Origin of the sequence: Paenibacillus chungangensis, assembly GCF_042675905.1 — a bacterium.
GTDB classification, from domain to species: Bacteria; Bacillota; Bacilli; order Paenibacillales; family Paenibacillaceae; genus Pristimantibacillus; species Pristimantibacillus chungangensis.
This window is the reverse complement of the sequence record NZ_JBHTJZ010000065.1, coordinates 11,377-36,639: the sequence shown is the minus strand read 5'-3', so window position 1 is coordinate 36,639 and position 25,263 is coordinate 11,377. Positions and strand designations below refer to the sequence as shown.

16 protein-coding genes and 1 rRNA gene are annotated in these 25,263 nt (G+C 49.5%); 2 read left to right on the top strand and 15 right to left on the bottom strand.

The annotated features are described in order from the left end of the window. The 5 genes from ACFQ2I_RS20570 to ACFQ2I_RS20550 form a co-directional block, all read right to left on the bottom strand. A 16S ribosomal RNA gene (locus tag ACFQ2I_RS20570) occupies positions 1 to 194 on the bottom strand; the annotation flags it as partial. A gap of 342 nt (positions 195 to 536) precedes the next feature. Next, positions 537 to 908: an iron chaperone gene (locus ACFQ2I_RS20565; protein ID WP_377567610.1), complete on the bottom strand. Its 372-nt coding sequence runs from the start codon at positions 906 to 908 to the stop codon at positions 537 to 539. Positions 909 to 1,038: 130 nt separating this feature from the next. Beyond that, entirely contained in the window at positions 1,039 to 2,688 is a 1,650-nt protein-coding gene (locus ACFQ2I_RS20560) for an extracellular solute-binding protein (protein WP_377567608.1), read from the bottom strand. A 69-nt stretch (positions 2,689 to 2,757) separates the two neighbouring features. Then, positions 2,758 to 3,654, bottom strand: a complete 897-nt coding sequence (locus ACFQ2I_RS20555; protein ID WP_377567606.1) for a carbohydrate ABC transporter permease — start codon at positions 3,652 to 3,654, stop codon at positions 2,758 to 2,760. 21 nt (positions 3,655 to 3,675) lie between these two features. Next, positions 3,676 to 4,623 carry an ABC transporter permease gene (locus ACFQ2I_RS20550; protein ID WP_377567604.1) on the bottom strand — a complete coding sequence of 316 codons (948 nt, stop codon included), beginning with the start codon at positions 4,621 to 4,623 and terminating at the stop codon, positions 3,676 to 3,678. 447 nt (positions 4,624 to 5,070) lie between these two features. Here ACFQ2I_RS20550 and ACFQ2I_RS20545 point away from each other — a divergent pair, with 447 nt between their 5' ends. Together ACFQ2I_RS20545 and ACFQ2I_RS20540 are read left to right on the top strand one after the other, a co-directional pair. Next, positions 5,071 to 6,492 (top strand): response regulator transcription factor, encoded by a 1,422-nt coding sequence (locus tag ACFQ2I_RS20545; protein ID WP_377567602.1) that lies wholly within the window; start codon positions 5,071 to 5,073, stop codon positions 6,490 to 6,492. After that, positions 6,489 to 8,279 carry a sensor histidine kinase gene (locus ACFQ2I_RS20540; protein ID WP_377567600.1) on the top strand — a complete coding sequence of 597 codons (1,791 nt, stop codon included), beginning with the start codon at positions 6,489 to 6,491 and terminating at the stop codon, positions 8,277 to 8,279. Before ACFQ2I_RS20545 ends, ACFQ2I_RS20540 begins: the two co-directional genes overlap by 4 nt. A 20-nt stretch (positions 8,280 to 8,299) precedes the next feature. Here the strand turns inward: ACFQ2I_RS20540 and ACFQ2I_RS20535 are convergent, their stop codons facing one another. The 10 genes from ACFQ2I_RS20535 to ACFQ2I_RS20490 all read right to left on the bottom strand — a co-directional run bounded on the left by ACFQ2I_RS20535 (position 8,300) and on the right by ACFQ2I_RS20490 (position 25,016). Continuing rightward, the gene (locus tag ACFQ2I_RS20535; protein ID WP_377567598.1) at positions 8,300 to 8,701 is read right to left on the bottom strand and encodes a hypothetical protein; all 402 of its coding nucleotides are present in this window, start codon (positions 8,699 to 8,701) and stop codon (positions 8,300 to 8,302) included. Between the two features lie 29 nt (positions 8,702 to 8,730). After that, positions 8,731 to 10,140: a hypothetical protein gene (locus tag ACFQ2I_RS20530; RefSeq protein ID WP_377567596.1), complete on the bottom strand. Its 1,410-nt coding sequence runs from the start codon at positions 10,138 to 10,140 to the stop codon at positions 8,731 to 8,733. Between the two features lie 278 nt (positions 10,141 to 10,418). Then, positions 10,419 to 12,740: an AraC family transcriptional regulator gene (locus tag ACFQ2I_RS20525; protein ID WP_377567594.1), complete on the bottom strand. Its 2,322-nt coding sequence runs from the start codon at positions 12,738 to 12,740 to the stop codon at positions 10,419 to 10,421. A gap of 43 nt (positions 12,741 to 12,783) precedes the next feature. After that, on the bottom strand, positions 12,784 to 13,677 hold the full coding sequence (locus ACFQ2I_RS20520) for a carbohydrate ABC transporter permease (RefSeq protein WP_377567592.1): 894 nt from the start codon (positions 13,675 to 13,677) through the stop codon (positions 12,784 to 12,786). A gap of 16 nt (positions 13,678 to 13,693) precedes the next feature. Next, positions 13,694 to 14,614, bottom strand: a complete 921-nt coding sequence (locus ACFQ2I_RS20515; RefSeq protein ID WP_377567590.1) for an ABC transporter permease — start codon at positions 14,612 to 14,614, stop codon at positions 13,694 to 13,696. Between the two features lie 84 nt (positions 14,615 to 14,698). Continuing rightward, complete coding sequence (locus ACFQ2I_RS20510; RefSeq protein WP_377567588.1) at positions 14,699 to 16,351, bottom strand: ABC transporter substrate-binding protein; 1,653 nt, start codon at positions 16,349 to 16,351, stop codon at positions 14,699 to 14,701. 160 nt (positions 16,352 to 16,511) lie between these two features. Further along, positions 16,512 to 18,380 (bottom strand): FAD-dependent oxidoreductase, encoded by a 1,869-nt coding sequence (locus ACFQ2I_RS20505; protein ID WP_377567586.1) that lies wholly within the window; start codon positions 18,378 to 18,380, stop codon positions 16,512 to 16,514. Beyond that, entirely contained in the window at positions 18,377 to 19,258 is an 882-nt protein-coding gene (locus ACFQ2I_RS20500; RefSeq protein ID WP_377567584.1) for a hypothetical protein, read from the bottom strand. The genes ACFQ2I_RS20505 and ACFQ2I_RS20500 overlap by 4 nt, the downstream gene beginning before the upstream one ends. 133 nt (positions 19,259 to 19,391) lie before the next feature. Next, positions 19,392 to 20,441, bottom strand: coding sequence for an S-layer homology domain-containing protein (locus ACFQ2I_RS20495; protein WP_377567582.1), 1,050 nt, complete (start codon positions 20,439 to 20,441; stop codon positions 19,392 to 19,394). Positions 20,442 to 20,504: 63 nt separating this feature from the next. Continuing rightward, positions 20,505 to 25,016 (bottom strand): polysaccharide lyase family 8 super-sandwich domain-containing protein, encoded by a 4,512-nt coding sequence (locus ACFQ2I_RS20490; RefSeq protein ID WP_377567580.1) that lies wholly within the window; start codon positions 25,014 to 25,016, stop codon positions 20,505 to 20,507. Positions 25,017 to 25,263 lie beyond the last annotated feature (247 nt).

Below are 25,263 nucleotides of genomic sequence, written 5' to 3'. Positions count from 1 at the left end.
GAAGGAATCGATTATCCGGTATTAGCATCCGTTTCCGAATGTTATCCCGATCTTAGGGGCAGGTTACCTACGTGTTACTCACCCGTCCGCCGCTAACCTTCAGGAATGCAAGCACTCCTTCAAGTCCGCTCGACTTGCATGTATTAGGCACGCCGCCAGCGTTCGTCCTGAGCCAGGATCAAACTCTCCATAAAAGAAGTTCGTTTGACTTGCTCATTTCGTTACTAGCTTGAAGCTTTCGTTCTTGGCTAAGCCAATGTGAAAGTCTTCATATTTGACATATCGCTCATCATTCAGTTTTCAAGGAACAACGTTTATTGTTTTTCGCTGTCGTTTTGGCGACAAGAAGTATCTTATCACAATCCACTTTCAAAAAGCAACATCTTTTTTAAAAAAAGTTTTTTGTGATGATCCGCTTCATTTCCCCGCCTCTGTGGCGGAAGACCATAATAGCACATTTCTTCTTCGCATTTCAACAACCAAATTTGTCCAGTTAGCTCGTCTAATCATCTATCTCATCATCGTGCGATCCCGATTTATTTTCTCCAAAAAGTTGAACAGTCTGCCTTGTCCATCATATTGAACGCGATCATGTCCTCGAGTAACGAGTAATCAACCGCTTGCTCCCACTTGATACGAACCAGCTGCTTGGTGTGATCGTAGCCGGCCTTCACAATTTCATCCGAGAAACGGTTGATTCCTGCAATTTCAGGTGCAATCGCCATATGTTGCTTAGCCGCACTAAAGCCAATGATAAATGTGCCGTGATCGATAAACATAGGTTGATTCCATGCCACTTTCGGCTCCAGATTCGGGAATTTACTAGCTACCCAAGCCAGAACCTCTTCCACACGTACCCGTTGCAGAGGTTGCTCAAGCGTAGCCAAGTACTCTGTAAAAACCTCCATATTGCACTCTCCTTTCAAATTGTATTCACTATAATATAAACCTTGTTTAACAGTCTACTCCATTACAACAGTTAAAAAAACAGCAAATGCAGGGAGTTCCCGACACTTGCTGTTTTTCTCATTCTTTGCTTTATTCGATACCGAGCTCATTCGCTTTCATGTTGACTTCTTCGATCATCTTATCAAGCCCCTTAGCCTTATAACCGTCTACTACCTTCTGCCAGGCTTGCTCTGCCGATTCCTTCGACAACATCACATTCAACAAGTCATCGTGATCAAAAATAGTAAATTTATCTTTGGTCGGCGTAGACATATAGGTCAAACGAATATCGTAATCAGGCACTTTCGTGTTGTTTAAAATCCAGTCGATATAGTTTACCGCTTCTTGTCTAATGCCTTCATGACTAATTTGCGGATTGCTCATATTGTAAGCATCAGCTGTTTCATATGCTACCAGGTTTTTCAGGAATGCGGTAGCCGGGTACTTCTGCGCGTGCGGGGTCTTGTCCAGCATCACCTTTTGGTCGCCTTCCACTTTGTAGTCGACTCCTTCCTTACCATACGTAATTAACGCCTTCCCTTCCGGAGACAGGACATAATCGTATAGCGCAAGAATGCGATCAAGCTTTTTTGAGTCGATCTTTCCACTGAAATAACTTTCCGACCAATACGTTTTGAAGATTGCGTGATGACGTTGTCCATCCGGCCCCTTCAGCGGCTTCAGCACTTTTATACTTTCCAAAACATCTTTTTCCGGGTAGCTGTTCGCCCAGCGTTTGGCATAGACGTTCTGATCCATGTTAATGAATCCGCCGCCTCCCAGCATCGCCGCCGCTTTACCCGACGCGAACTTATCGTATGCGATGTCGGGACTTGTTAGCGCAATATCCGGGTCAATCAGCTTCTTATCATACATGTCCTTCATGTTTTGAACAGCAGGAAGCGCATGTTGAGAGAATACGGCCGGAATGAATTGTCCATCTTCTTTAATCCATTTGAAGTCCGCACCGCTACCGTCACTTGTTGCGACAGGATTGCCGTAAAGCCAGAACAATCCGCCTATCATTTTCACCTGCGCTGCCGTCACACCCGTTATATTTTTGCCTTCAGGATCGGCCTTCACGATTGCGTCCAGCATTGCTTTGAATTCTTCCCAGGTGTCAGGCTCCTTCGTAATGCCAGCCGCCTGAGCCAGATCCCAGCGATACATGACGACGCGGTCAAGCGCACTCCAGTCCACACTCGGGAACATCCTTCTTGGAATCGTATAATGCTTGCCATCGACAGCTAGACCTTCAATATCAGGCGCCTTGAAGTATTCCGCCAGATTCGGGTATTTTGCCAGATCCGGCAGCGGGGCAACGACGCCTTGATCAATCCACTTGCGTTGATACTGAGTCCCCATGGCATCTATTGCGAATACATCGGGAAGCTGTCCCGACGCGGCCCACATCTGAATCTTCTGACCATAGTCGTCCCATGTCGTATTGACAGGCTTGATTGTAATATTGAATTTATTCAAGATTTCCTGAACGATAGGATCTTTCTCAACCTTCGCGAGCTCCCCTTCAATGTCCCAAAATGCGATCGAAATCTCCATTGGTTCCTTGTACGGATTGTCCTCACCGGCTGTTCCGGAATTGGTTGCCTCAGGCTTACTGCTCTCGGCTGGCCCCTTCTCGTTGCTGTTTTTGTTGCCGTTGCCGCTGCAAGCCGCAAGCATACTGACCATAAGAAGCAAGCAAGTCAAAATCAGGCCTGATTTTTTTAATCTTTTCATTGTTGAATCCTCCCTTTTGTCATTGTGACGCTTGAATTAGGACAGGACAAGCCTCTATATTCATTTTCCTTATCCTTTAATGGAACCGACCATGATCCCTTTCGAGAAATGCTTCTGCAAGAAAGGATATACCATCAGAATGGGGACACATGTAATAACGATGGTGGCCATCTGAAGAGCAGGAGGATATACCTTCCCGGAATTATCGTTCGCCATCTGTTGTGCCAATGTGTTCAGAAGAGAGTTATTCGTAATGAGCGTATCTCTCAAATAGATTTGCAGTGGTGTTTTGGTGGAATCGCTAATAAAGATTAGTGCATACCACCACTCATTCCAACGCTCAACTGCATAGAACAAGCCAAATGTCGCAATGAACGGAGCAGATATCGGAAGCACGATTTTAAACAAAATATACAGGTCATTGGCTCCGTCCAACTTCGCGGATTCCTCCAAGCTTTCCGGCAGGGTGCCGAAGTAGTTTTTCATAATAATGAGATAGAACGTATTCATGGCGGCCGGAATAATCATGACGTAGATGCTGTTTACAAGTCCGAGCGCTTTAATAATGAGATAGAACGGAATTAAGCCCCCGTTGAAAAACATCGTAAACAAAATAAGCGTCAGCATCGCATTGCGGCCTGGCATGCCTTTCTTGGATAGAGCATAAGCTCCGGCTACCGATATCGTCATACTGAACAGAACGCCGAAGACGGTTACAAACACCGTATTGAAAGTCGAACTCCAGAACTTCGCGTCTGACAAGATCACCTTGTATGCCGACAGATCAAAGGAAAGCGGCAGCAGGTATAGATTGAATCGACTGATTACGTCAAATTTGGCAAATGAAATGATAAGCACATTGTAGAATGGAAAAAAGGTGATGAGCGACAAAAGCGTCAGCAGAATACAGACGGCGATGTCAAATGAGCTCCAGCTTCGCTTTCTTCTGATATGAGATTGATTCATCCGGTTGCCTCCAAGCCGCAATTAATATAGTCCTTCTTCGCCCATTCGCTTCACAATTGTATTAGCCAATGCAAGCAGAGCGAGGCTAATGACCGATTTGATCAATCCGGCAGCCGTCATGTAGCCGAAATCTCCGCCTACCTGGAAAGATGTTCGATAGATGTACGTATCGATGACGTCGGATACCGAATAGACCGGCGAGCTGTACAAGTTGAAGATCTGATCAAAGCTCGCGCCTTGCGTAAGTAATTGGCCTACATGAAGAATCAGTAAGATCGCCACAGTGCTCTTCATACCGGGCCACGCAATGTGCAGCAGTCTCTTGAAGCGGTTCGCTCCGTCCATCTCGGCAGCTTCGTATAGCTCTGGGTTAATGCCCGCAAGCGCTGCCAAATAAATAATGGAATCCCAGCCAATCTCTCTCCACACATGAGTAATATAGAGAATTGGGCGGAAGGACGAAGCGTCTGTAAGAGGAGAGATGGCTTCTTGGCCGAACAGCATGATCAATTGATTCACGACGCCATCCCGGCTTAGAATAATGGAGATGATGCCCGCAAGCACAACCCACGAAATAAAGTGAGGAAACGTAAGCACCGTCTGGAAAAACTGCCTAGCTCTCTTTCTTGAAAACTCGTTCAGTAAAATGGCTAAGATGATTGGCATCGGAAAGTGAACAACGAGTTTCATCAAGCTAATGATCATCGTATTTTTGAAAGCCGTATGGAAATCCGCATCCGACCAAATCGTCTTAAAATGTTCGAATCCGACCCAAGGACTTCCCAGTATGCCTCCACTGTAGTCGAATGTCTTAAATGCAAGCGTAACGCCGTACATCGGCGCGTAGCTGAACAGTGCATACCAGACTAGAACGGGGAACACCATCAGGTAAAAATATTTGTATTGCAACATCGTCTTCCATAGCATCTTCTTTTTCTTTGGCGCTCGAACGCTTGCCTCGTTACGCATCTGAAGTCACTCCTTGCTTTAGCTTTTTGTTCGTTGTTACGGGCTACACCGTTCGTTGTTATTAAGTATAGAAGGGATGCCCGCCGTAGAGTATGGACGTTGCCCGCCTTGTATGTGGACTTTTTTATGAAAGTGCTTTCATTTTCTTTCATTCCTACAGTCCGACATACATTCCTTGAAATTATACATAATTGGATTTGAATACTTTCAATCACTCGCTATCTTCACACCACAGGAACCATTTCTTGCCCTTCCCTCCAAGTATTCAAACGTATTATAATGAATCTCTGGAATTATTCAGGATAGATAAATCCGTTATTATTCTGAATCTATGATGAAAGTGCTTTCTTAAAGCGATGTATCATGAATTTGTACATATTTATCATATTATTTTCTATACGAATCTAAGTTGACGATCGATACGATTGCTGTAAAGGGGGCATTGCTGTGTACAAAGCGGTCATCGTAGACGATGAACGATGGATAGTGGAAGGCATCAAAGCTGGTGTGCGATGGGAGAAGTATGGATTTCGGGTCGTGGGCGAGGCAGAGAACGGACAGGAAGGCTTACGACTGATTGAGACGTTGCGCCCAGATTTCGTGTTAACCGATATTAAGATGCCGCTCTTTAACGGATTGGAGCTGATCAAGAAGGGCAAGGACCTGTCGCCTCATACTTACTTTGCCGTGTTAAGCGGACATGCAGAATTCGCATACGCCCAGAAAGCGCTTAACTATGGGACTTTCGGCTACTGTTTGAAGCCGTTCGAGATTGAAGAGATTGAGGCGCTGCTGAGCAAGCTTTCACAGACATTGAAGAACCGCTCCCAGCCTGGATCAAGCAGCGGCTTCCAGGAACTCTACGACATCTTATGCTCCGGGAACGAGAAGCTTATGGCAGACGAGCTGGCTGCTGCAGGGATGCCGATGCGCGATGGTCTTCCCGTCACACCGATTATCCTGCATGGCTATTCACCTACATCGTTGAATATTCCGCATATCTTCTTCCGCATGAACAAGAGACGGATTGGCTGTCTTGTCTATAGCAGCCAGGTCGAGAGCTTGCTGCACTCGCTTGGTAATAGCGACAACACGTTGGAATACAGTGTCGGCGTCGGTACATCCTCCGCCTGCCCCTCCGAGCTGGAGGGGGCGCTCGAAGCGGCTTCCATCGCAGCATATGGCATGTTCTCGACGGGCAAGGGGGGCATATATCGTCCCGCTTCAGCTTCAGCATCTCCGATCGAATCCATTTTGACGGAGCTGACCGGCGCGCTCGCACAGAAGGACCGTGTTCAATTCATGTCGGTCATGGATTCCTGTCGGTCTTTGTTTCATCGTTACACGCTAACGATAAAAGATGCCTACTTGATATTTAACACCGTCATGTATCTGTTCACTAGAGAAGGTGTGCAGACGCAAAGCCGCTTTCTTGAAGGATATGACCAGTTGTTCTACGATTACGGTTGCTCCGACGATATGATCGATTACCTTGTGAAGCATACGCTCAACTATTTTTCTGACGAGCTGTCCTCCCGTATTGCCCATGTATCGCATAACCGCATCAAAGAAATGTTGCGGTATATCCACAATCATTTTAATCAGGAAATATCGATACAAAGCCTGTCGGAAAGGTTTTATCTGAGCCCTACTTATTTGTCCCAATTGTTCAAGAAGGAAGTCGGAGAAAACTTCGTAGAATATCTCTCCCGTCTACGCATTCAATATGCGTGCAAGCTGCTCCGCGAGACGGACATGACCATTAGCCAGATCGGCGAAAAATGTGGATTCAACGATTATTTCTACTTCACGCGCATCTTCAAAAGGTTGAACGGCATGACACCTACCCAGTACAGGGAATCGCAATGAGGGCGTTCAAGAAGCTGTCCATCCGAACACAGGTGCTGGCAATCGGTGCCGTCATCCTTGCCATTATTCCACTGATCAGCTTGATGGCTTATCTCCAATCCAGCGAGGTAATTGTTAACCAGAACACCCAGTACAATATGGAGTTAGTATCCAATCTGAAGCAGCGAGTCTCCGACAATTACGCCAGTGTGTCGAGCATTATGATCAACCTGGGTTATGATACGACGGTTCAAGATTTCCTACTGGAGAAGGATAGTCTTCGCATATACGAGTTGTCGAAAAAGGTGCAAAGCTTGATGAGCGTCATAAAGAGCACGAATCCCGACATTGTCGATATCATCATTATTAATGATGCCGGCAAACATGCTTCCTTGCAAGGCAGCGTCGGCCTTGCCCAAAATATGATGGACAAGCTGATCGAGGGGGGAGGCCAGGTTCATTATGGCGGCTTCTATAAAGCGAATCCTGTTGTCGTTCGCGACACATTCCTGTTCGGCATGAATCTGTTCGCCGCTCGTGACACGCAACGCTATGGTGAGAAAGCTGGCTTTATTGCGGTCGTTCTGGACACCAAGTCCATCCATCGGGAAATTGAGAAGTTCCCGAGATTATCCGGCACCAGCTTCTATCTCCTGACGAACGAAGAAGAACTGGTATACGCCAACCCGAACGGAGTGGAGCTGAATCTCAACAAAGAGTCATTGCGACACTATTCCGGTTACGGAGAAAGCGCTGTCATTGAAAAGATTAGCGGGAAATCGTATGGAATTCAAACGTTCGCCTTGCCGGAAATCAACGGCAGCATCATATCCGCCGTACCCATCAGCAATCTCATTAAAGAGCTGGAAGGATTGAAGCGAACAAGCTACATCATGATTATGATAACGCTTCTTCTCGTTACGATTCCGTATTCTATGCTTATGATGAATATTCTGAAGCCGCTTGGGAAGCTGATTGCCTTCATGAAGCGGTTGAAGAGCGGCAATCTGGATGTGCTGCATACGAAAGTGGAGCTGGAGGGCTACGCCGAGATTGAGGTTATCTCCACTCAATTCAACACGATGCTGAATCGGATCAACGATCTGACGCAGCAGCTGCTAGAGACGACAGGCGAACTCTATCAAGCGGATATTGAGCGGCAGCGCGCAGAAATGTCGTTCCTTCAGAGTCAGATTAAGCCGCATTTTCTCAGCAATACACTGGATGCCATTAAAGGGATTGCAATCGTGAAGGGCAACAACGAGATTTTTGAAATGGCTGCGGCTTTGAGTCGAATGCTCCGCTATAGCATTAAGGGGGCGAATGAGGTTGCGCTGGAGGAAGAACTGCGAATAGTCGCTTCCTACATTACTATCCATCAAGTGAGATTCTCAGGCAGAATTCAATTCGAACAATTGGGCACAGAGGCGTTCACAGGCATCGTTATTCCGAAAATGATTATTCAACCTTTGGTTGAAAATGCGCTCACCCATGGTCTTGAACCGCATGTAAACGGCGGCAAGTTGATCATTCAAGCCAAGCTGAAGGGAGAGAAGCATTTCGAAATCATCGTCTCGGACAACGGTGTCGGCATGGAGCAGGAGCGTCTGGAACAACTGCAGGATGTTCTCCAATCCAGGGACCGTGCCGCTAATCAACATATTGGCATTAAAAATGTAAATGATCGGATTCGTCTCCATTACGGCGAGGGCTACGGCATCTCCATCAACAGCTGGCTCGGTGAAGGAACAGTCATCCGAATGCTGCTCCCACTATCAGCTGGTTCCGACAAACCTGCGAGCATGTAAGGCTCGCAGGTTATATTACATTACCGATTCGCCGCTTCTATCGCGCCTTCTATCAGAAATCGTAGAGCAACTCCCCCCTTATCCCACAGTGAAACACGGCTTAGCAACCGATGCCCAGCCAAAGTCCAACACCCGATTCCAGCAAGCGTCCCGTCCTCCGTGGCGAGCCAAGCCCCGTTTCCCCCTATGAAGCGGCTTCCAGGTTCCGGCTCAAGGATTTGTACGGGCGTACTCCAGGAACGTTCGCTGACATGCAGCATCGAACCAATTCCGAATGGGTATTTCTTCCTGATTGCAACCAGAAGCTGCTCCAACATTTTGGCGAATGCGATCTCTCCGTTGAGAGAATGACTGCCGGAGGAGGAGCTCACAGCTACCTCAACTGTAATCTCACCCTCACAATAAGAAGGACTCAACCGCACGTCAAAACGCGTATCCGCCAGATGAACAGTCAGCTATGCTCTGTACCGAACATAGGCGCAGTAAATTGCGGCCTGACATCTCCACCAGGACCACGAAGCACTAATCCAAAGGTTGACGTATCCGGATAAGCAAAGTCCTGTGGAACGGAAGACGGATCCATTACAATGCCTGCGGTCATTTCTCTACCCTGATACCGTTCATTGCCTGCGGTGTAATGCAGGGTTGCCATTGGCGTTAACAGATAGGCTTCCGGTATAACGGTAGAAGCTTCCGGAACTGCCTTCTTCACATACAACAGTGGAGCCGTTACCGTATCATATGCTTCATAAGCAGTCTCATTGCCATTATAGAACATGAAGGAATAAGCTCCATCCGTTTTGAATTCGGCATGAAGCGTCACTTTAGGCTCGTAGCTCAGCTCGTCGAACTGGAATGAAACCGTCAGATCGGCTTCACTGTTTTCAAAACTGAGATCAATTTGATGATCGCTTATTTTCTCGAAGCCGCTGGGGATAAACCAGATGGGATAGCCGGTTTCAAAAAAATCATTGACCACGGTACCAATCATCGTCCCTCCCACACTCACTTCCTGCCTGAACTGAGCGAACTCTCCCAGTTGTCCCGCTAATTCACTGCCGACAGCAGCCATCATTAAGAAACCCAACTCATCGCTTTTCGCTTTTACAAGCGTCCATTCGCCATTTTCTTTGATGAAGATTTCGTTTTGCACCAAGCTTCCTTGCTGACCCATTCCCTGATGAAATACAATTTTGACCTTTTCATTTTCAATGGCATCCGTATGGACAGGCACAACGTCTTCGGTCGCCCATTGCGGGAACTCGGCGCTTGGAAGAAAGGAGAATGGATCCTCAGGCTCCGCCAATTCCCTAAGCTCTGCGAGATCTTCCGGTGGAATCAGATCGAGGTCCTTGGTCAGAAAGAAACCTTCGCTTCGGGCATAATACCCCGATGTGTCGTACAGAGCCAACTCATGCATTCCAGCGTCCAGATGGAATGTGCCCGCCTCTGTCCAGCGGAATCCTTCCTGGCCGTGAATGCCGAACGTCTTATCTAATTGCACTCCATCCACGCCTACATGAAAAGTGCGGATACCCGGTTGATTCGTCGCATAGTCCCGATCACGTACCCATAACTTGTAAGAGCCAGCGGATTGGAGGTTGACCATGGCTATCGCCGGCTCTCCTCCACTTCCGTCAGCCTCTCCCGGAACGGTTGCGGTAGATCGCCCCGTCACATGCTCCCCCGTTAACGTCCACGAGCCGAAAGATGCAAAATTTCTTGGAATCAAATAATAGTGCAGTTTCTCCTCGCCCCCTGTAACAACGGGAGTGGCTGCGACTGTCGAAGACTTCGCCTGAAATGACAAGGGCGACAACAACATAACCGCGGTCAACAAAAACGTCAAACATTTTTTCATAACGATCCTCCCCAGAATAGATGTCAGAAGTCAGGCCTCGCGGAAGGCTATGTAATCGCTTGCACTTTAGAGTGTCGGCGATGCCGGATCCTCGAGCCTGCATCTACATCGTAGTGATGAACGGGTTTTCATACAATCCCGCCAACTCTACTTTTTAGGAGGTTTTTTCTATCCCTATACGCACAGTATCCGCGCAATACTCGTTATCTTTACCTTTCGGGGGTTCATTTCTACATATGCGTCTATAGCAAAAGAAAAAGGCCGGTCTACTGTCCGAATTAATCTTTGTCCGTATGATGCATTTCCCGGTACACCCCCGGGGTTACCCCTTCATATTTCTTGAACAGGCGAATAAACGTGCTAATGCTGAATATGCCAACTGCTTCGCTCACCTTTTTGATTACCGCTTCGCCTTCCAGCAGCAATCGCTTAGCCTGAATGATACGATAGCGATTCAAGTAATCCGATAAGTTATCCCCCATCTGCTCCTTGAAGAAACGCGACAAATAAGAGGGATGAACACCGAAGCGCTCCGACAAGCTTGCTACAGACACATTAGGATCCGCATAATGCTCCTCGATATAGGCTAGCAGCTCCTCTATTAATCTCACATTATGACTCTTCTTGCGGGCATCGACATGATGGCATACTTCCTGCAGGAACAATGCCATGCGTTGTCTCATATCGCCTACCGTCTGCTCCTGAAGAATGGCCTGCACCGCTTTGCGGTTTTCCTCATATAGCTCAGACTGGCCGGATACAGCCTCCATAGAGGCTTTCATCATTGTGCTGATCATATCAAACATAAAGCATTGGGCCAGATCGGCGGATAATGCGCCTTCCTTCAAGTTCGATTCGATCACTTCGTCCATGATCGCCTTAGCTTTGTTATAATTCCCTGATTTCACGTAATTAATTAATTGCTGCTCCATCTCTAACGGGTACGTATAGCCCGTCCCTTGCTCTTGAATGCTCTCATAATCAATCGTTGCCCCACTGTCCATTAGCATACGGTATTCCATCGCTTCAAGCGTTTCACGATAGGCGACGGGAAGTGATCTGATCGATGGATGAATCGCGCTCAGCGAGCAGGTGAATAGGATATGGAACCGCTGTTCGATAATGCTTCTTGCTTCTTCCAGCATTCCGAACAATACCGATTTCGCTTGCTGCGCTTCTGTACCGGGCATGAAGTTAACGACGCAAGCCAGCATGACGTCAACCTCTACCATCCATCCCCGGTGCTGCTTCCCCGCAATCTCTTCCATAATATTAGACATGATCAGATGGACAAATCGCAGATTTCTCTCGGCATCCATCTCTTCTTCCCGGAATAAATCACTGAAATCCTCGATATAGAACAGCATCACGGCGAATGAGCCCGGCCCCATATCCAGTCGATACTCAGCAAGCGCTTCTTTAAGCGGGAAGTTCTCTTCCAGCCTACCCTTCAGCAGTCTAACCATTAAGTTTGATCGAAGATAGGTATTCTGCTGCTCGATGATGCGATTCATTTCATCATTTTGATCAAGCGTTTGCTCCAGCGTCTCCCCGATATAAAGAATTTCATTGCCCGCAATTTCAGGCTTCACCTTCGATTTGACGGCAAGCGTGTTGACGATCCGCCTGATGGGATGATAATTTTTCCGTGCGGTGTAGACTGCCGTGGCTGCGCCTAGCACAATCGCGATAACAACCATGAGAATGCTGAGATCACGCACATATTCAGCCTTCTCTTGATAGATGCCAGTAGGCAGTGTGTACACATACGTCCAATTCGTCAGACCAGATCGAATATAGGAGACATTGACCTCCTCCCCGCCCGCTTCGTCTTGGAATACCCCGTAGTCTTCATCCGACGGGAAATTCGGAGGAACCGCCGGTACCCCCTCGCCGGAAGAGGCCAATATGCGGTGATCCCCATCTAAGATAAAAACGTCGCCTTCGTTATATGACCGAATGTTCCGCAGTGAGGTTTGCAGCCGGTCTTTATTCATATAAATGATTAAAGTCGCTAATTTGCTGACTGTATTTTCAATCGGGAGCGATTGCGACAGCAGAATCTCTCCATTCCCCCGCTCCATGCCGATATCCTGACCATTCACGAATGTTCCTCGATGATGCTGCTCCAGAAAGTCAAGCCATCTGCGATAATCCATACCGGTATCGGACATATGAAGCTGATAATACATGTCCAAATCATAATAGGAGCGGTCCGTCAGAATGAAGTTTCCATTGCGAAAATAAATATAAAAATTATCGATAAATCGATTCGTATTGCTGTACGTGCGGAAGTCTGCGAACGCTTGCACCATAGCCAGCCGAAGATTGGCGTCAAGCTCTTGCGGAGCGAACAGCAGCTTGCGGACCCTCGCATTAAAAGCTATCACTTCCCGCATTCGTTGCACATGCTCGATCTGGGAGTCAATCTCCTCCTGGAGCTGCTTCAAAAGCGATGCATTCGCGCGATTAATCTCATCCTCAATCACTTTATTCGTCTGAACATTGACGATGCCCATCACAACAACAGGAATAAGAAGCACCAACGCATAAGAACGCAGCCACGCATACAAGATGCTGTTCCTTCTCCACTTGGTCATCTGGCGCCTCCTCGTTTCCCTACTACCTATTTATTTCTTATCGTTAGCCTTTAATAGAACCTATCATAACACCTTTGACGAAATACTTCTGCAAAAAAGGATACACGACCAAAATTGGCAGCGTGGCGATCATAATCGTCGCGTACTTGATGCTCTCCCCAATTGCTTCTACATCGCCGGCGGCTGCGGCGGATGCGTCGGATGCCATGAACTGCGTGCTGTTCTGAATGAGAATTTCGCGCAAAATGAGCTGCAAGGGAAACAGTGATCGGTCGCGCAAATAAATCATGGCGCCGAACCAGCTGTTCCAGTGGCCGACGCTATAGAATAAAATCATAACGGCAATGACCGGCATCGACAATGGAATAACGATTCTGAGTAAAATCGTGAAATCCTGGGCGCCGTCGATTCTCGCCGATTCGATCAGGCTTTCCGGAATTCCTCCGAAGGAGGTCCGCAATATAATTAAATTCCAGGTGGAAATCGCGCCGGGAATAATTAGGGCGGCCAAACTATCGCCAAGACCGAGCCAGTTATTGACAAGCAAATAAGTGGGGATCAGTCCTCCCGAGAAAAACATCGTGAAGACGATCGCCAGCATGATCGGCTTTGTCCATGGCACGCCTTTGCGCGACAATACGTACGCCCCCAGGCAAGTGATTACCAAGTTGACCAATGTACCGACCGCTACGATAAAGAAGGTATTCTGGAAACCTGAGGCGATATTGGGATTGCGGAACACCATGCTGTACGCTTCCGTCGTGAAACCGATCGGCTTCAATAACAGTCCCGTATGGGACAGAAGCTGGGTAGAATGACTAAGCGAAGACATCAATACATAGACGAACGGGTATATCGTAATAACAATCATGAACAGCATCAAGACAACATTACATACATTGAACGCAACTTCCCCTGGACTCTTCCGAATCGTCATTACCGGTTCTCCTCTCTTACCATAAGCTCGTCTCGCTTGCCTTGCGGCTGAACCAGTTGGCGAAGATGAGCAGTATAAAGTTAATCGATGCTTGGAACAATCCGACTGCCGTTGCGTAGCTGAATTCCAGCGAAGAAGTTAAACCTCTGCGGTACACGAAGGTATTAATGACGTCGGCTGTGACATAGGTATTGGGGTTGTATAGCAGAATAATTTTCTCGAAACCGATATCCATCATGCTTCCTATTTTCAAAATCAATAAGATAACGATTATGGGCGCAATGCCCGGCAGCGTCACATGCCACATCTGCTTAATCCGTCCTGCGCCGTCCATCCGCGACGCTTCATAAAGTTCAGGATTAACGCCGCTAATCGCCGCCAAATAAATGATGGAGCTCCAGCCGACCGACTGCCAGATGTCCGATATAATATAGATGGAACGGAAATATTCAGGGTGACCGAGCAGCGCCGTTCTTTCCATGCCGAACCACACTAGAAGGTCGGTAATCATCCCGTCGCGAGAGACGAACTGTGTAATCATGCCGCCGACCACGATAAGTGAAATAAAGTGCGGCAAATAAGTAACTGTCTGTACGATGCGCTTAAACCAAGGGCCAATCAACTCGTTAAGCAGCAGCGCGAACAGAATAGGCGCCGGAAAGACGAAGAGAAGCTGATACAGATTAAGCACGAATGTATTCTCGATCAGCCTCCAGAAATAGTAGCTGCCAAAAAAGTCCTCGAAGTGCTTGAAGCCCACCCACGGGCTCTCCACTATGCCTCTGGCTACATGGAAGTCCTTGAACGCAATAATGGCGCCGTACATAGGGGCATAATGAAAAATGACATAGTATAATAGCACGGGCGCTATCATTACATATAAATATTTATGGGATTTATAATCTTTGCGCAATGCGCTGGACACTCGATTCAGCATGTCTCACCACTCATTCCGTAGGAAAATAATCGGGAAGCGACTCATGCATCCCTTCCCGACAAGTTGTTTTCTGACAATCAATGGCTACCTGTTTTCATAGCGCTCTACCGCTGCCTGCTTCATTTCCACGACTCGATCGATTTTCATTTTTTTCAATTGTTCAACGTATTCGTCGAACTTCTCGATCGATTCGGCCCCCATAATGAACTTCAGAAGCATCTCTTCCTGATACGTATTCACCTCTGCCATGATCGTTGCAATCTCATTGGCTTCCTCAGGTGTATGGCTAATCAGCGGCAGCCTTGTTTCATAAGCATTCTCCTGATATTGGCTAAATGTTGCGAAAGCTTCTTTCTGCTGCGGGTATGTGTAATACTGCTCCGAATAGCGGTCGTCACCGACAAATCCGACGGAGGGCGTCGCCACGCGCAAATACTTGTTCATTGCGTCGCCAACCGATAAACCGTCCGGGTTGTTGACAATAAGATCCGTATAGGTCGGATATCCGTTCACATCCTTGAAGGTTACGCCTTCCACACCGAACGACTTCAGGATATGCCCTTCATCCGTGTACAAGTAATCAAGCCATTTCGCAGTTTCCTCTATTTTTTGATTGGCGGATGTGAGCCCGACGCTGCCTTGCCCCCGATACTCATAAGAAGTATTGATAAAGCGGGGCTCATCGCCCTGGTTCAAAATCGGGAATTGCACACCGGCTAAATTGCTGCTGGAGTCTTTCTCCTGCAAAGCCGGCAAATATTTGCCCATGCCCCCTCCAATATAGGCGAAGAATGCGCCGGAGTTGCCGTTAATCACCTTCGCGTCGAGAGCCGCATTGTCTTGTGTAGAGAAATCGGGGTCAATCAAGCCTTCCTCATACCAAGCGTTCAGCAATGTCAGATATTCTTTATAGCCCGGCTCAATCGGTCCGTATTTCACGACGCCGTTATCCCGGTAGAAGTCCGTGCCGATGCCGAACGCACCGTTGAACTGTGAAAGCTTCAAATTTCTCAACGAAGCAGTAAACGGAGCTGATGCCGCTTTCTTCTCCTTAAAGGCGCGAAGCATATTCGTCCAATCGTCAATCGTCTTCGGCTCGTTTATGCCCAGCTCCTTCAGCCAATCTTCACGCACGACCAACCCGCCCGTTACACCATGGTTGCCGATACCAATGCTCGGGAACACATACATTTTGCCCGAGTCGGTGCTTACCTGCTTCTTCATATCCGGATGCTCGTCCAGATACTTCTTCAAATTAGGCGCGTACTGCTCAATGATGTCATTCAACTCTATGATGACATTGTCCGCGAGCGCCTTCTCAGGGCCACCAGGATAGTTAAGGAAGTTGTATTCAATCACATCCGGGTATTTGCCCGACGCGATCAACAGGTTGAACTGTTCCTTTTCACTGCCAACCGCCGGATGCTCGAATGCGATGTGCACGCCGGTCCGTTTCTCCAGCTCCTGATAGAATAAAGCGTCATTATACGTTTGCAATGTTCGGGACGGGCTAGCGCCCAATTCGGCCCAATACGTCAACGTAACGTCTTTCTTCCCTTCACCATCCGGCGTCTGCCCCTCATTCGATGTCGATTGCGCGTTGTTCGTCCCTTTGCCTGACGTTGCATCGTTCCCGCTATTCCCTCCGGAGTTGCAAGCCGTAATCGTCACCATAGCTCCTATCAAGCATACAAGCATAAAACGAAATAAACCGGCATTCCTTCCTCGTCCTGTCATTGTTTCAACGACCTCCCCATTAATGGATGATGATTGCTAGCGAACTTGTGATCAATATACAAGGTGTTCATCCATTTGTAGATAAGCAATGATGCCAACCATACGCACGGGATGACAATTCGCTGTGTTCATTTGTTGCAGCGATGTGCAAATCCTGATCTTATGCGCCCCTCCATGCTTTCGTGCGCTCGTCCACGATCCGTCTTATCGTGCCTGCCATGTCATAATGGACATTATTGCTTGGCTTCATCGTCACCTGCAACGAGAATGCGGGGTCATCCGCAATCCGCCGGACCGACTCCTCTACAATTGCCCGATACTGGGGATGGTGATCCGCAATACGGAACAAGGCGGCAACCGAGAAACTGAAGTATTGGAAGAAATATTCGTCGTCATGATTAATGAATTCTGCATCCGTAGAGACGTTCTTGAATTGTTCCCGGCTTTCCAGAATGCGCAGCAGTTCCGGCACGCTTCCCTCATCACCCAGCTTGCCTAGCAAATAGATAGACGCATAACCCCTCGCCTGATTATATTTCCGGCTTGTCTTAGGGAAGAACGCGTCCCGCTCCAGCATCATCGCCCGCAACACAGGAATTGCGCCGCAGTCTCCAAGCAATGCCAACGCGAATGCGCTATGACGCTGCAGATGCGGCTCATCGGATGCGTTCACCCACTGCTTAAGCGACGGAACAATGCGCTCGCCCATATTCCTTGCCGACCAGATCGCCATGCCGGGCTTCTCACTCGCCAATCCATCCCGAATGTCCGATTCCTCTGTCAGCCAGCCCGAGACAGCGGCATGATGATCATCCGTCGGTACTCCGTAGCGCATGCCGATATGATTCGCTGCCTGCAAGCAACCCGTAGCTTCAAGCAACGGCTTGAGCTCGGCATAAGGCACTTCCCGAAGCGGGAGCCTGTGCTTGATTGCCAATGAAGCGGCCATAGCCGCTGCTTCGCCGCACTTCTGCATATCCCGCTTCATCCGAACGCACGGGGCTATGTCGTGATCAACCGCAAGCGACCTTCCGGCGACCAACAAGCCGTCGAGGCCTCGCGGTATGAGCGCGCCGAGCGGAATGGGAACGGAGAAGTTCAATCCCCACAGGCTGGCTCCGACAATCCAGTCCTGCTGCAGTTCGCTTTCGAAGGCGACATCCTTACCATGATTATCGACATTGGAATAAGCATAGAACAGCGGTTCCTCCGCTAACTTCCCATCGATAAAATCAGCGAATGTCACATTGTGCTCGCCGACGATGAACCGGCCTTCCCGAACTCCGAGCAGCGGCGCCAACTTAATGAACCTGGGCGTATCCGTGAACATATCCGGCTGATGCGTCCATCTGCAAGCCGACTGGATCACCTCTTGAGAGAAGCCCTCCGCGTCCTCACAGTCTACATATCCCGAATCCGTATAGAACGTCTTCACCGCGTTATTCTCGATCCACACGATCGCATTGGAGAAGGGCTGCATTCTGCCGTCAGTCTCTCGTCCCTTACGATAAGCCGCTCCGGCCATGGCGCACACCTCCGCCTCGCCCGTACAGTCGATGACGACGCCGCTGTTCGCCGATACGACGCCTTCAGGTCCGACCCAACGCACGCCTTTTATTTCATTCCCTTCCATATACACGCCGATCACAGTTGAATCATACATCGTCGTTACACCTGCGGCTTCGACTCGCTGTTCCAGCGCCACCTTCTTCAAATCCGCGTTGACCCCGGCTGCCTTCGTATAATCGGCCAGCGTCGCAAGCCGCTGAACCTCTTGATCGACTTCCTCGAACAACCCGCCCTTATTACCGAAATAATAACCGATGACGGCGCCCATCGTTCCGGTGCCCCCCATCGCCGTCATTCGTTCCAATCCGAGAACGCTTAATCCTTGCTCCGCTGCTGCGATCGCGGCAATGGCGCCTGCCGTTCCCAGACCGACGATGATGACATCATAGCTTTCCGCTTCCGCATGCAGCTCCGCTCGGCGCTGCCGTACCGCTCCCTCGACTCTCTCCGATAACATCATACGACCACCCTTCCTTTCAGCCACGCTATCGCTTCATTCATCGCCGCCAACGGATTATCATAGGCGGCAGAAGGCAGCCATATCCAATCGCTTTCCCGTTCATGCGGCCCCTTCGAGGGCTCGAAGTCGAATTGATCCGCAACGACGGCGAGCGTCCACCCTTGCAGCTCGTCCGGCCGATTCGCCCAGAATTGATGGATGCTGCGTCTGCCTTCCAGCCATCCATCCCCGGGAGCCAGCGGGATGCTCAGGAACGCTTCCGAATCGAATCGGCCCCTCTCGAAAGAGTAGTGATCGGACACAAACTGCATCTTTCCACCGTAACAATTCATCGCATCGCTCACGACCGAGCCGTCTTTATTCCTCTTGGCGTGCAGCAACGCGTTTATTCGTTTGCCGTGAAGCGGCTGCCAGGGTGTGCACGTTCGGCAGTCCGAAGTTGTGTCGATTATTTCTTTAACCGCCAGTTCCCGAAGACCTGAACCATCGAACAAAGTGACGATATACCCGCTTTGCTCGTTGTTCTGCCGTATATCGACGACATCGGTCATGAATCGGATCGGGAGCCCGCGATCACGCAGCAATCGGTACAGCACGGGTGTCATTCCCGGCAAGTGTACCCGGCCTTCTTCCGATAGAATATTTCTGCTAATGAATGCGGACCGAACTTCCGCTGCGCTTTCATGTTCTATAACGGTATCGTTCCAATCGAAACCGTGCTTGAATGCATAAGCAAACTCGTGTCCGACCGTAATCTCGCGATCGATGAATAAAAAATGCCCGGCCGGTTCTGAGCGCTGCAGCTCGCACGCCAGTCCGATGCCCGCAAATGTAGCTCCCACGATCAATGTGTTCAACTCTGCTAAATCCTTGGCCATTGTCATCCTCCCGAAAGGTTGTGTGCAATACCCGCTTCGTAAGCGAAGGCATCGCTTCACGAAATTATATGGACCTGCGTCGCGTATTGTAAATGTTCAATTGTTGCAGCGATGACCATCTGATGATGAGGGCTCAACGTCTCAACAGAACAACAACAGCTTCCGCCCGGGTCACCCAAGCTTCGGGAACAAATCTCTTCTCTCCTCTGCCCTTCATTAGGCCTGCCTCCACTACCGTTGCAATATAGGGACGCGCCCATTCCGAGATCTGCCTGGAATCGGCAAAGACAGGCTCCAGATCTGTCGGCTCCATACTCGGCGACATATTCGCCCCTTTTACACGTTCCGCTTCAAATCCAACTGTTCTTGCCATGACAGCCGCCAATTCTTCTCTGTTCATTCTTTGATTCCAACGAAATGTGCCGTCTTCGTATCCGGCCATAAGCTTCGCATCGACCGCCGCGGCAATGAAAGGCGCGGCCCACAAAGGGATACCATCTTTATCTGAAAACGGCAGCTCCTTTGCCTCAGGAACGGGTATATTCATGGCCCGAATGAGCATGGCTGCGAATTCAGCGCGAGTGACTTCACGCTGTGGTCGAAACGCGCCATTCTCATAACCGGTTGCCACTCCTCGTATGACCGCCTCTTGAATATCCGACTCCGCCCAGTGACCCTCTATATCCATAAAGGAAGGGAATTTCATAATCATGGCTTTAACATGGGGTTCATACGCAGCCATTTCCAGCTTTGAATCAACCAGCTTCACCTGGCGCAGCCATATGGCCGTCGGCTCGTCGCGAAGCCGTTCGAACATAAGCGTGGCCAGCTTCACCTCTCCATTCTCTCCCGGACTGGGCCCCGTCTTCGTGTGAGCGATCCGGATCAGATTACCTTCTTCCATCATCGGTCCTACCGTAAAACCCGCTATTTCGATGCTGACATTTTTGAGCTGCAAACGCTCTGCATCCGTGTCCAATACCATGTCGTAAGCATACAAATCTTGGCTCCCCGTGGCATGGACAGCTACAATAACATCGCGATCATTCCGTTCGGTAACCGTAAAATGAAATGAAATGTCGCCCGCTTCCTTTTCCACTACCACTGCTGCCATTGACGGTGTGGCATTAATCAGAAGAAGCAAAGATAACATTATGATGAGCAAACTTGCCCTTCTGTTCATGCATATCCCTTCCTTTCGCAAAAAGAAGGAGGAAGGTACGAGGCCCCGCCTCCCTCTCCGGTTTTATTCCAAGCGCCACTCGTCCAATATCATCTGGGCAACAGCCGCCAGATTGCGAATATCGATTACGCCAATGTTCAGCACATCGGCTATGTGCCACTCGCTCCATCCTTCGTCCTCGGAGGTTATGCCGTAGTGCATGGCGAGAATCGACAGATCCTTGATGCTTACCCGCGTTTCTCCATCAGCCAGCGTTATGATTCGATGCGAGAACAGGTCTATCGCAGCTTGCAAGTCAACGACGGCCTGATCGATTTCCGCTTGACTGCCAGCTGTCCCCCGTGCCGCCGCAATAGCTGCAGCCAGACTGGCTTTCGAGCCGGTGATGTATTGTCCGAGCTTATCGCCCTCTTGCGCCTTGCTATACAGGTTCTCAGCAGCCGTTATCGCTTCATGCAAAGCGGAGTAGTCTCCCGACGATGCCGGAATAACCGATTCCGCAAAAGCTTGCGTTGCCGCATTCAGATCCAGCTCCGCTTGATCAATCGCTTCTTGTGCTGCGTCAGCTTGAAGAAGGACTGTCATCGCTTCCTGAATCGCCGCAGCCAGTATCGCTTTGGAGCCTACCGGATACTGCCCTGGCTCCGTTCCCTCTGTTGCCCCATCATATACCGCATTCGCATGCTCTATCGCCTGTTGCAATTCAGCTTTATTGGCGGCAATGACGGTTAGCTCGAAGATAGCCATGGAATCGTCCAGCTCCATCCCGATGCCGTTGCTCGATGCGTTCATATCCGATAAGGACACCGTTGTGCCTCCTTGAGTCGCGCTTGCCTTCACACGGCTGTTCAAAAGGAACAACGGACCCTCTTCTTGTATCGCAGCTTGCTCCCCCGCACTCGACAGGATAAGACGAATCTCCCCTTGCTCCGGCTTTGCCGCGCTGCCAAGCAGCGAGAAATTCGGACGCAACGATTGAATGACCGCCTCCGCCAATGACTCGGCCCCTTCCTCCCCGACCAGCTCGAATTCCAGCTTCTGAGGATCATAATTGACCACCACGTCCAGCGTCGTAAAGGGAGTGTCCATGTTCATGACACTCACGGTCATCACATGCGCCTGACCCGCCAAGACCGTCCCATTGCCCGTTAGGGTCAATCCCGCTTGGGCAGGCTGATCGCTTACGAAATGAGCCGTTAACTGGCGAGAACCGTCGATCATAAAGGTGTAGCTGGGATCGGTGGATACTTCCGCATCATGGTTGCCGTCATCCGTCCACCTGGCAAACGAATATCCGTTCTCCGGCGTTGCAGTCACCGTCACCGTCGAGCCTTCGTCATAGCTTCCAGCCCCGTAAACGGTGCCGGCAACCGTTGGATTCGCGTTCAACGCCACATCGTAGCGATACGGCTCGAAGCGATAAGAGTTGACGACCACATAGGGTCTGAATTCCGCATGCTCACTGGAGGTCAACGTCACGAACGCACTCGGTCCTTCAATATATAGGCTTGCGATACCGTCTCCACGCGCCTCACTCTTCATATATTCGGTAATATCGAATTCGCGGTACATATACGTTGTATTGACTTCCGCCGATGCCACCCGCTCCCTTGGCTCGGGCTTGTTATTCCAATTGAGCTCCGTCTCGGACCAGCTGTCGTCTGCCACGCTATAGAGCTCCAGCTCCGTTATACCGCCGGCGGCGGCCGAGATTGCGCCGAACAGATACAGCTTCGCAGAATAGGTCTCTTCGCTTATCGATGTCGCATCAAGCTTCAAGTATGCGCGGCGATTGTAATCTCCCCCGCTCTTCACGGCTTCCAGCCTGGTCGCATCCCCATAATTAACGTCGCCGTATGCTCCGCTTCTCACATAGGTATCTTCCATTATGTCCAGCTGTGCCACCACAGGCTCTCCATACGGAACAGCAACATCGATCGTCCTGGTTATTGAATCCTCACCGATGGTAACCGTCGCCGAGATCTGAACGGAACCTCCGCCATGCGCCGTCACCAATCCGGTTGCATCCACGGTGGCCACTTCCGGATGATTGCTGCCGTAGAGTATCTCCGCTTCATTCAAGTCGACAGGAGCACCGTCTTCCATCAAGGCCGTCACCGTCAGCGCGGCGCTTTCGCCAATGAGCAGTACCGGCTTGTCAATCGTCAATTGGACTGATTCCAGTCCAGGACCCTGGAAGCCGGGAGGCGGAGCAGTCGTATCATAAGCCAGCTTGAATGCATGCGACCGGCCTTGCGCTCCCGCCGTATTTACTTCCACTTTAATCGTCGGTTGCTGCCTTACGACCGTGACCGAAGGATCTTGGCTAATGACGGAAAGACCGCTTTTATTCATCTCAAAGATCAACTTGTCGCTCATATGGGTAGGGTCGGATACGGAGAAGCTTAACTCGCCGTTGTCATCCTTGACCATGACGGAGGATGGCTGATAGGACCATATCGTTTCATTGAACACTCCACCCTCCCAGAAGTTGATCCCTGTCAGCTTCAAATTATTTTCCCGAACAGACTGAATGAGGGCTGTATTATGCAAAATTTCGATATCCGGATGATCACTGTAATCACCCGTTGACGCCGCGTCTCGGTTAGGCAGCAGCACATAGGCATAGTCCGCTTCCGACGGATTGCTTCCATGGTCCATCCATAGCGACAAATAATTCCGAGTGACCGGATTATCCGGATTGGGAAGACTGGATACAGTCAGATCGCCCCACTTGCCTGTTCTCGCTTCTCTTAGTCCGTTCACTGTCGCTCCTTCCGGGAATACATATCCGATATCCGAACCGGGGACGCTCCCCGCCAGATGGGCCCAGCCTGTATTCGTCATCGTGTCCGACCAGCCAAGCGCGTTGGACATCTGGACCCCGTCAACAGTAAGCGCATTGTCGCCGTCGCCGTTGATTTTCCGATTCTCCACAATCGTCTCGATCGTCCGATTATCCGTACTGGTAATTCCCGCGCCAAGCGCGACGATCTCATCGTCGAACATGAACCATGATTTCTTCGCTACAAGCGAACTGGGAGTGACCACACTGCCAGAGGCGTTCAAATCTCCAGACGCCTTCAAATCCATGCCAGCGGTTCCGTACAGCTCTTCGAACGAAGTGCCTCCCGTCCACGCATTGGGGCTCAAATATTCTTTATTGTAACCTATACCGATCACACTTCTTGTAAGCGTATCCACTGTTGTGCCCGGCAAACGATAGGGATCTACCGTCGGCCAATAATTGTCACTGAATTGTGTCAAATCGTTATTGTACAAATAAGTCATGCCATCGGCCGTATACCAGCTCTTCATATTGACATTGCTGATCGATTCATAATTAAATATGCGATTGGATGACATGCTCACGCCTAAGCCGAAGCCGGGCCTTAGATGCACGACCCGATCCATATTGTGATATTGCACGTTACGGATCAGCTCGCCTCTCGACGGAATCGATGGATCGGCCATCAATTGTTTCGCCAGCACCGTGTTCTCGAAGGTGGCTCCGCTCGTATAGAAATTTCGCGATGTATCGCTCTCGATCCAGTATTTCAGCATGCTCTTCATTCTTAACGCATCCGCCGCCGGCGCAAACTTGGAAATTTGCAGAATAGCCCCCATCGTCGAATGCCCTACAGCATGATCATGCGACGCGTATCGCGTAATTTCCCTTCCTCTCACCATCTCCATGAAGGCACCCTTATAAATGAACGGCTCGAAAGCCTCATATACCCATTGATAGATATTGTTCAGATTCGGATCGGTCACTTCCCAGCTGCTTCCATCAAGCAATTGCACCAATCTGGCAATTTCCCCTAGAAGCGCCTTACCGTATCCCCCATTATAGGGATGCTTATTATGTTGAATAAACGATCCGTCCGTATAAAATCCGTCTCCGGAGTCGACGTAGGCGAGAACATAGCTGAGCGCGTCTCTCGCCATCTCCAGCTTCTCCGCGGACTTCACAATAATTCCATGATATGCCGCAATTTGCGCCTTCCACACACGATTCGCGCCAACCTCAATATCCGTTCCGTTCATTGTTCTTGTTGTCGGATCGGGAACAAACTTCTGAACGGCATTCATATAATTCGCAATTTGCTCGGAAGTAAACGCATCGTACATTTTCAGAACAACGAGAGAAAGGCTTTTGGGCGCGGTCACTTCCCAATGGTACCAGCTGTTAGTCGATGTCTCATACCCTTCGGACAAATGCTCGTTGTACCAATTGTCGTACAGCCAGTCCATCGCAGATACTATATCGTCCCTGAGTTCAGCATTTCCTTCCCATACCGATCCAACGGTCGCATATGCCGTGGCCATCGTGTTCAATCGGGCATAACTGGTTGCAAAGCTCACCGACTTGGCGCCATTGCTCAGATCATTCCATAGATACGTGCGATCTGCGTTTTTGACCATCGTATTCCAATAATTCTCGCCTGAGGATTCAATATTTTGCATTTTCACCGCAATATCGGGATCGGACGTATCGTAATTCGAGTCCCCCATCATTTTGGCCCGCAAAACATCAAATTCATCAGGAGCTGCAATCACGCGACTTTCTTCCATCTGCACAGCGCCAAACCATAGCAATATGAAAGCTGACGCAATAATCATTTTGCAGCAAAAATTTGCTTTATCCCAAACCTTTTCCGTTGTCCCAACCCTTTCTTTCAACCTTGCTGTTGAACAAACCTTCGCCATCAGCTAAACCTCCCATTGCATTTTTCAGCTCAGATTCAAGACTGATTTGTAAGCGCTTTTAAAAGTGAATTCGCCACTTTGTCAAACCGATAACTTTAATGATCGCCTCCTT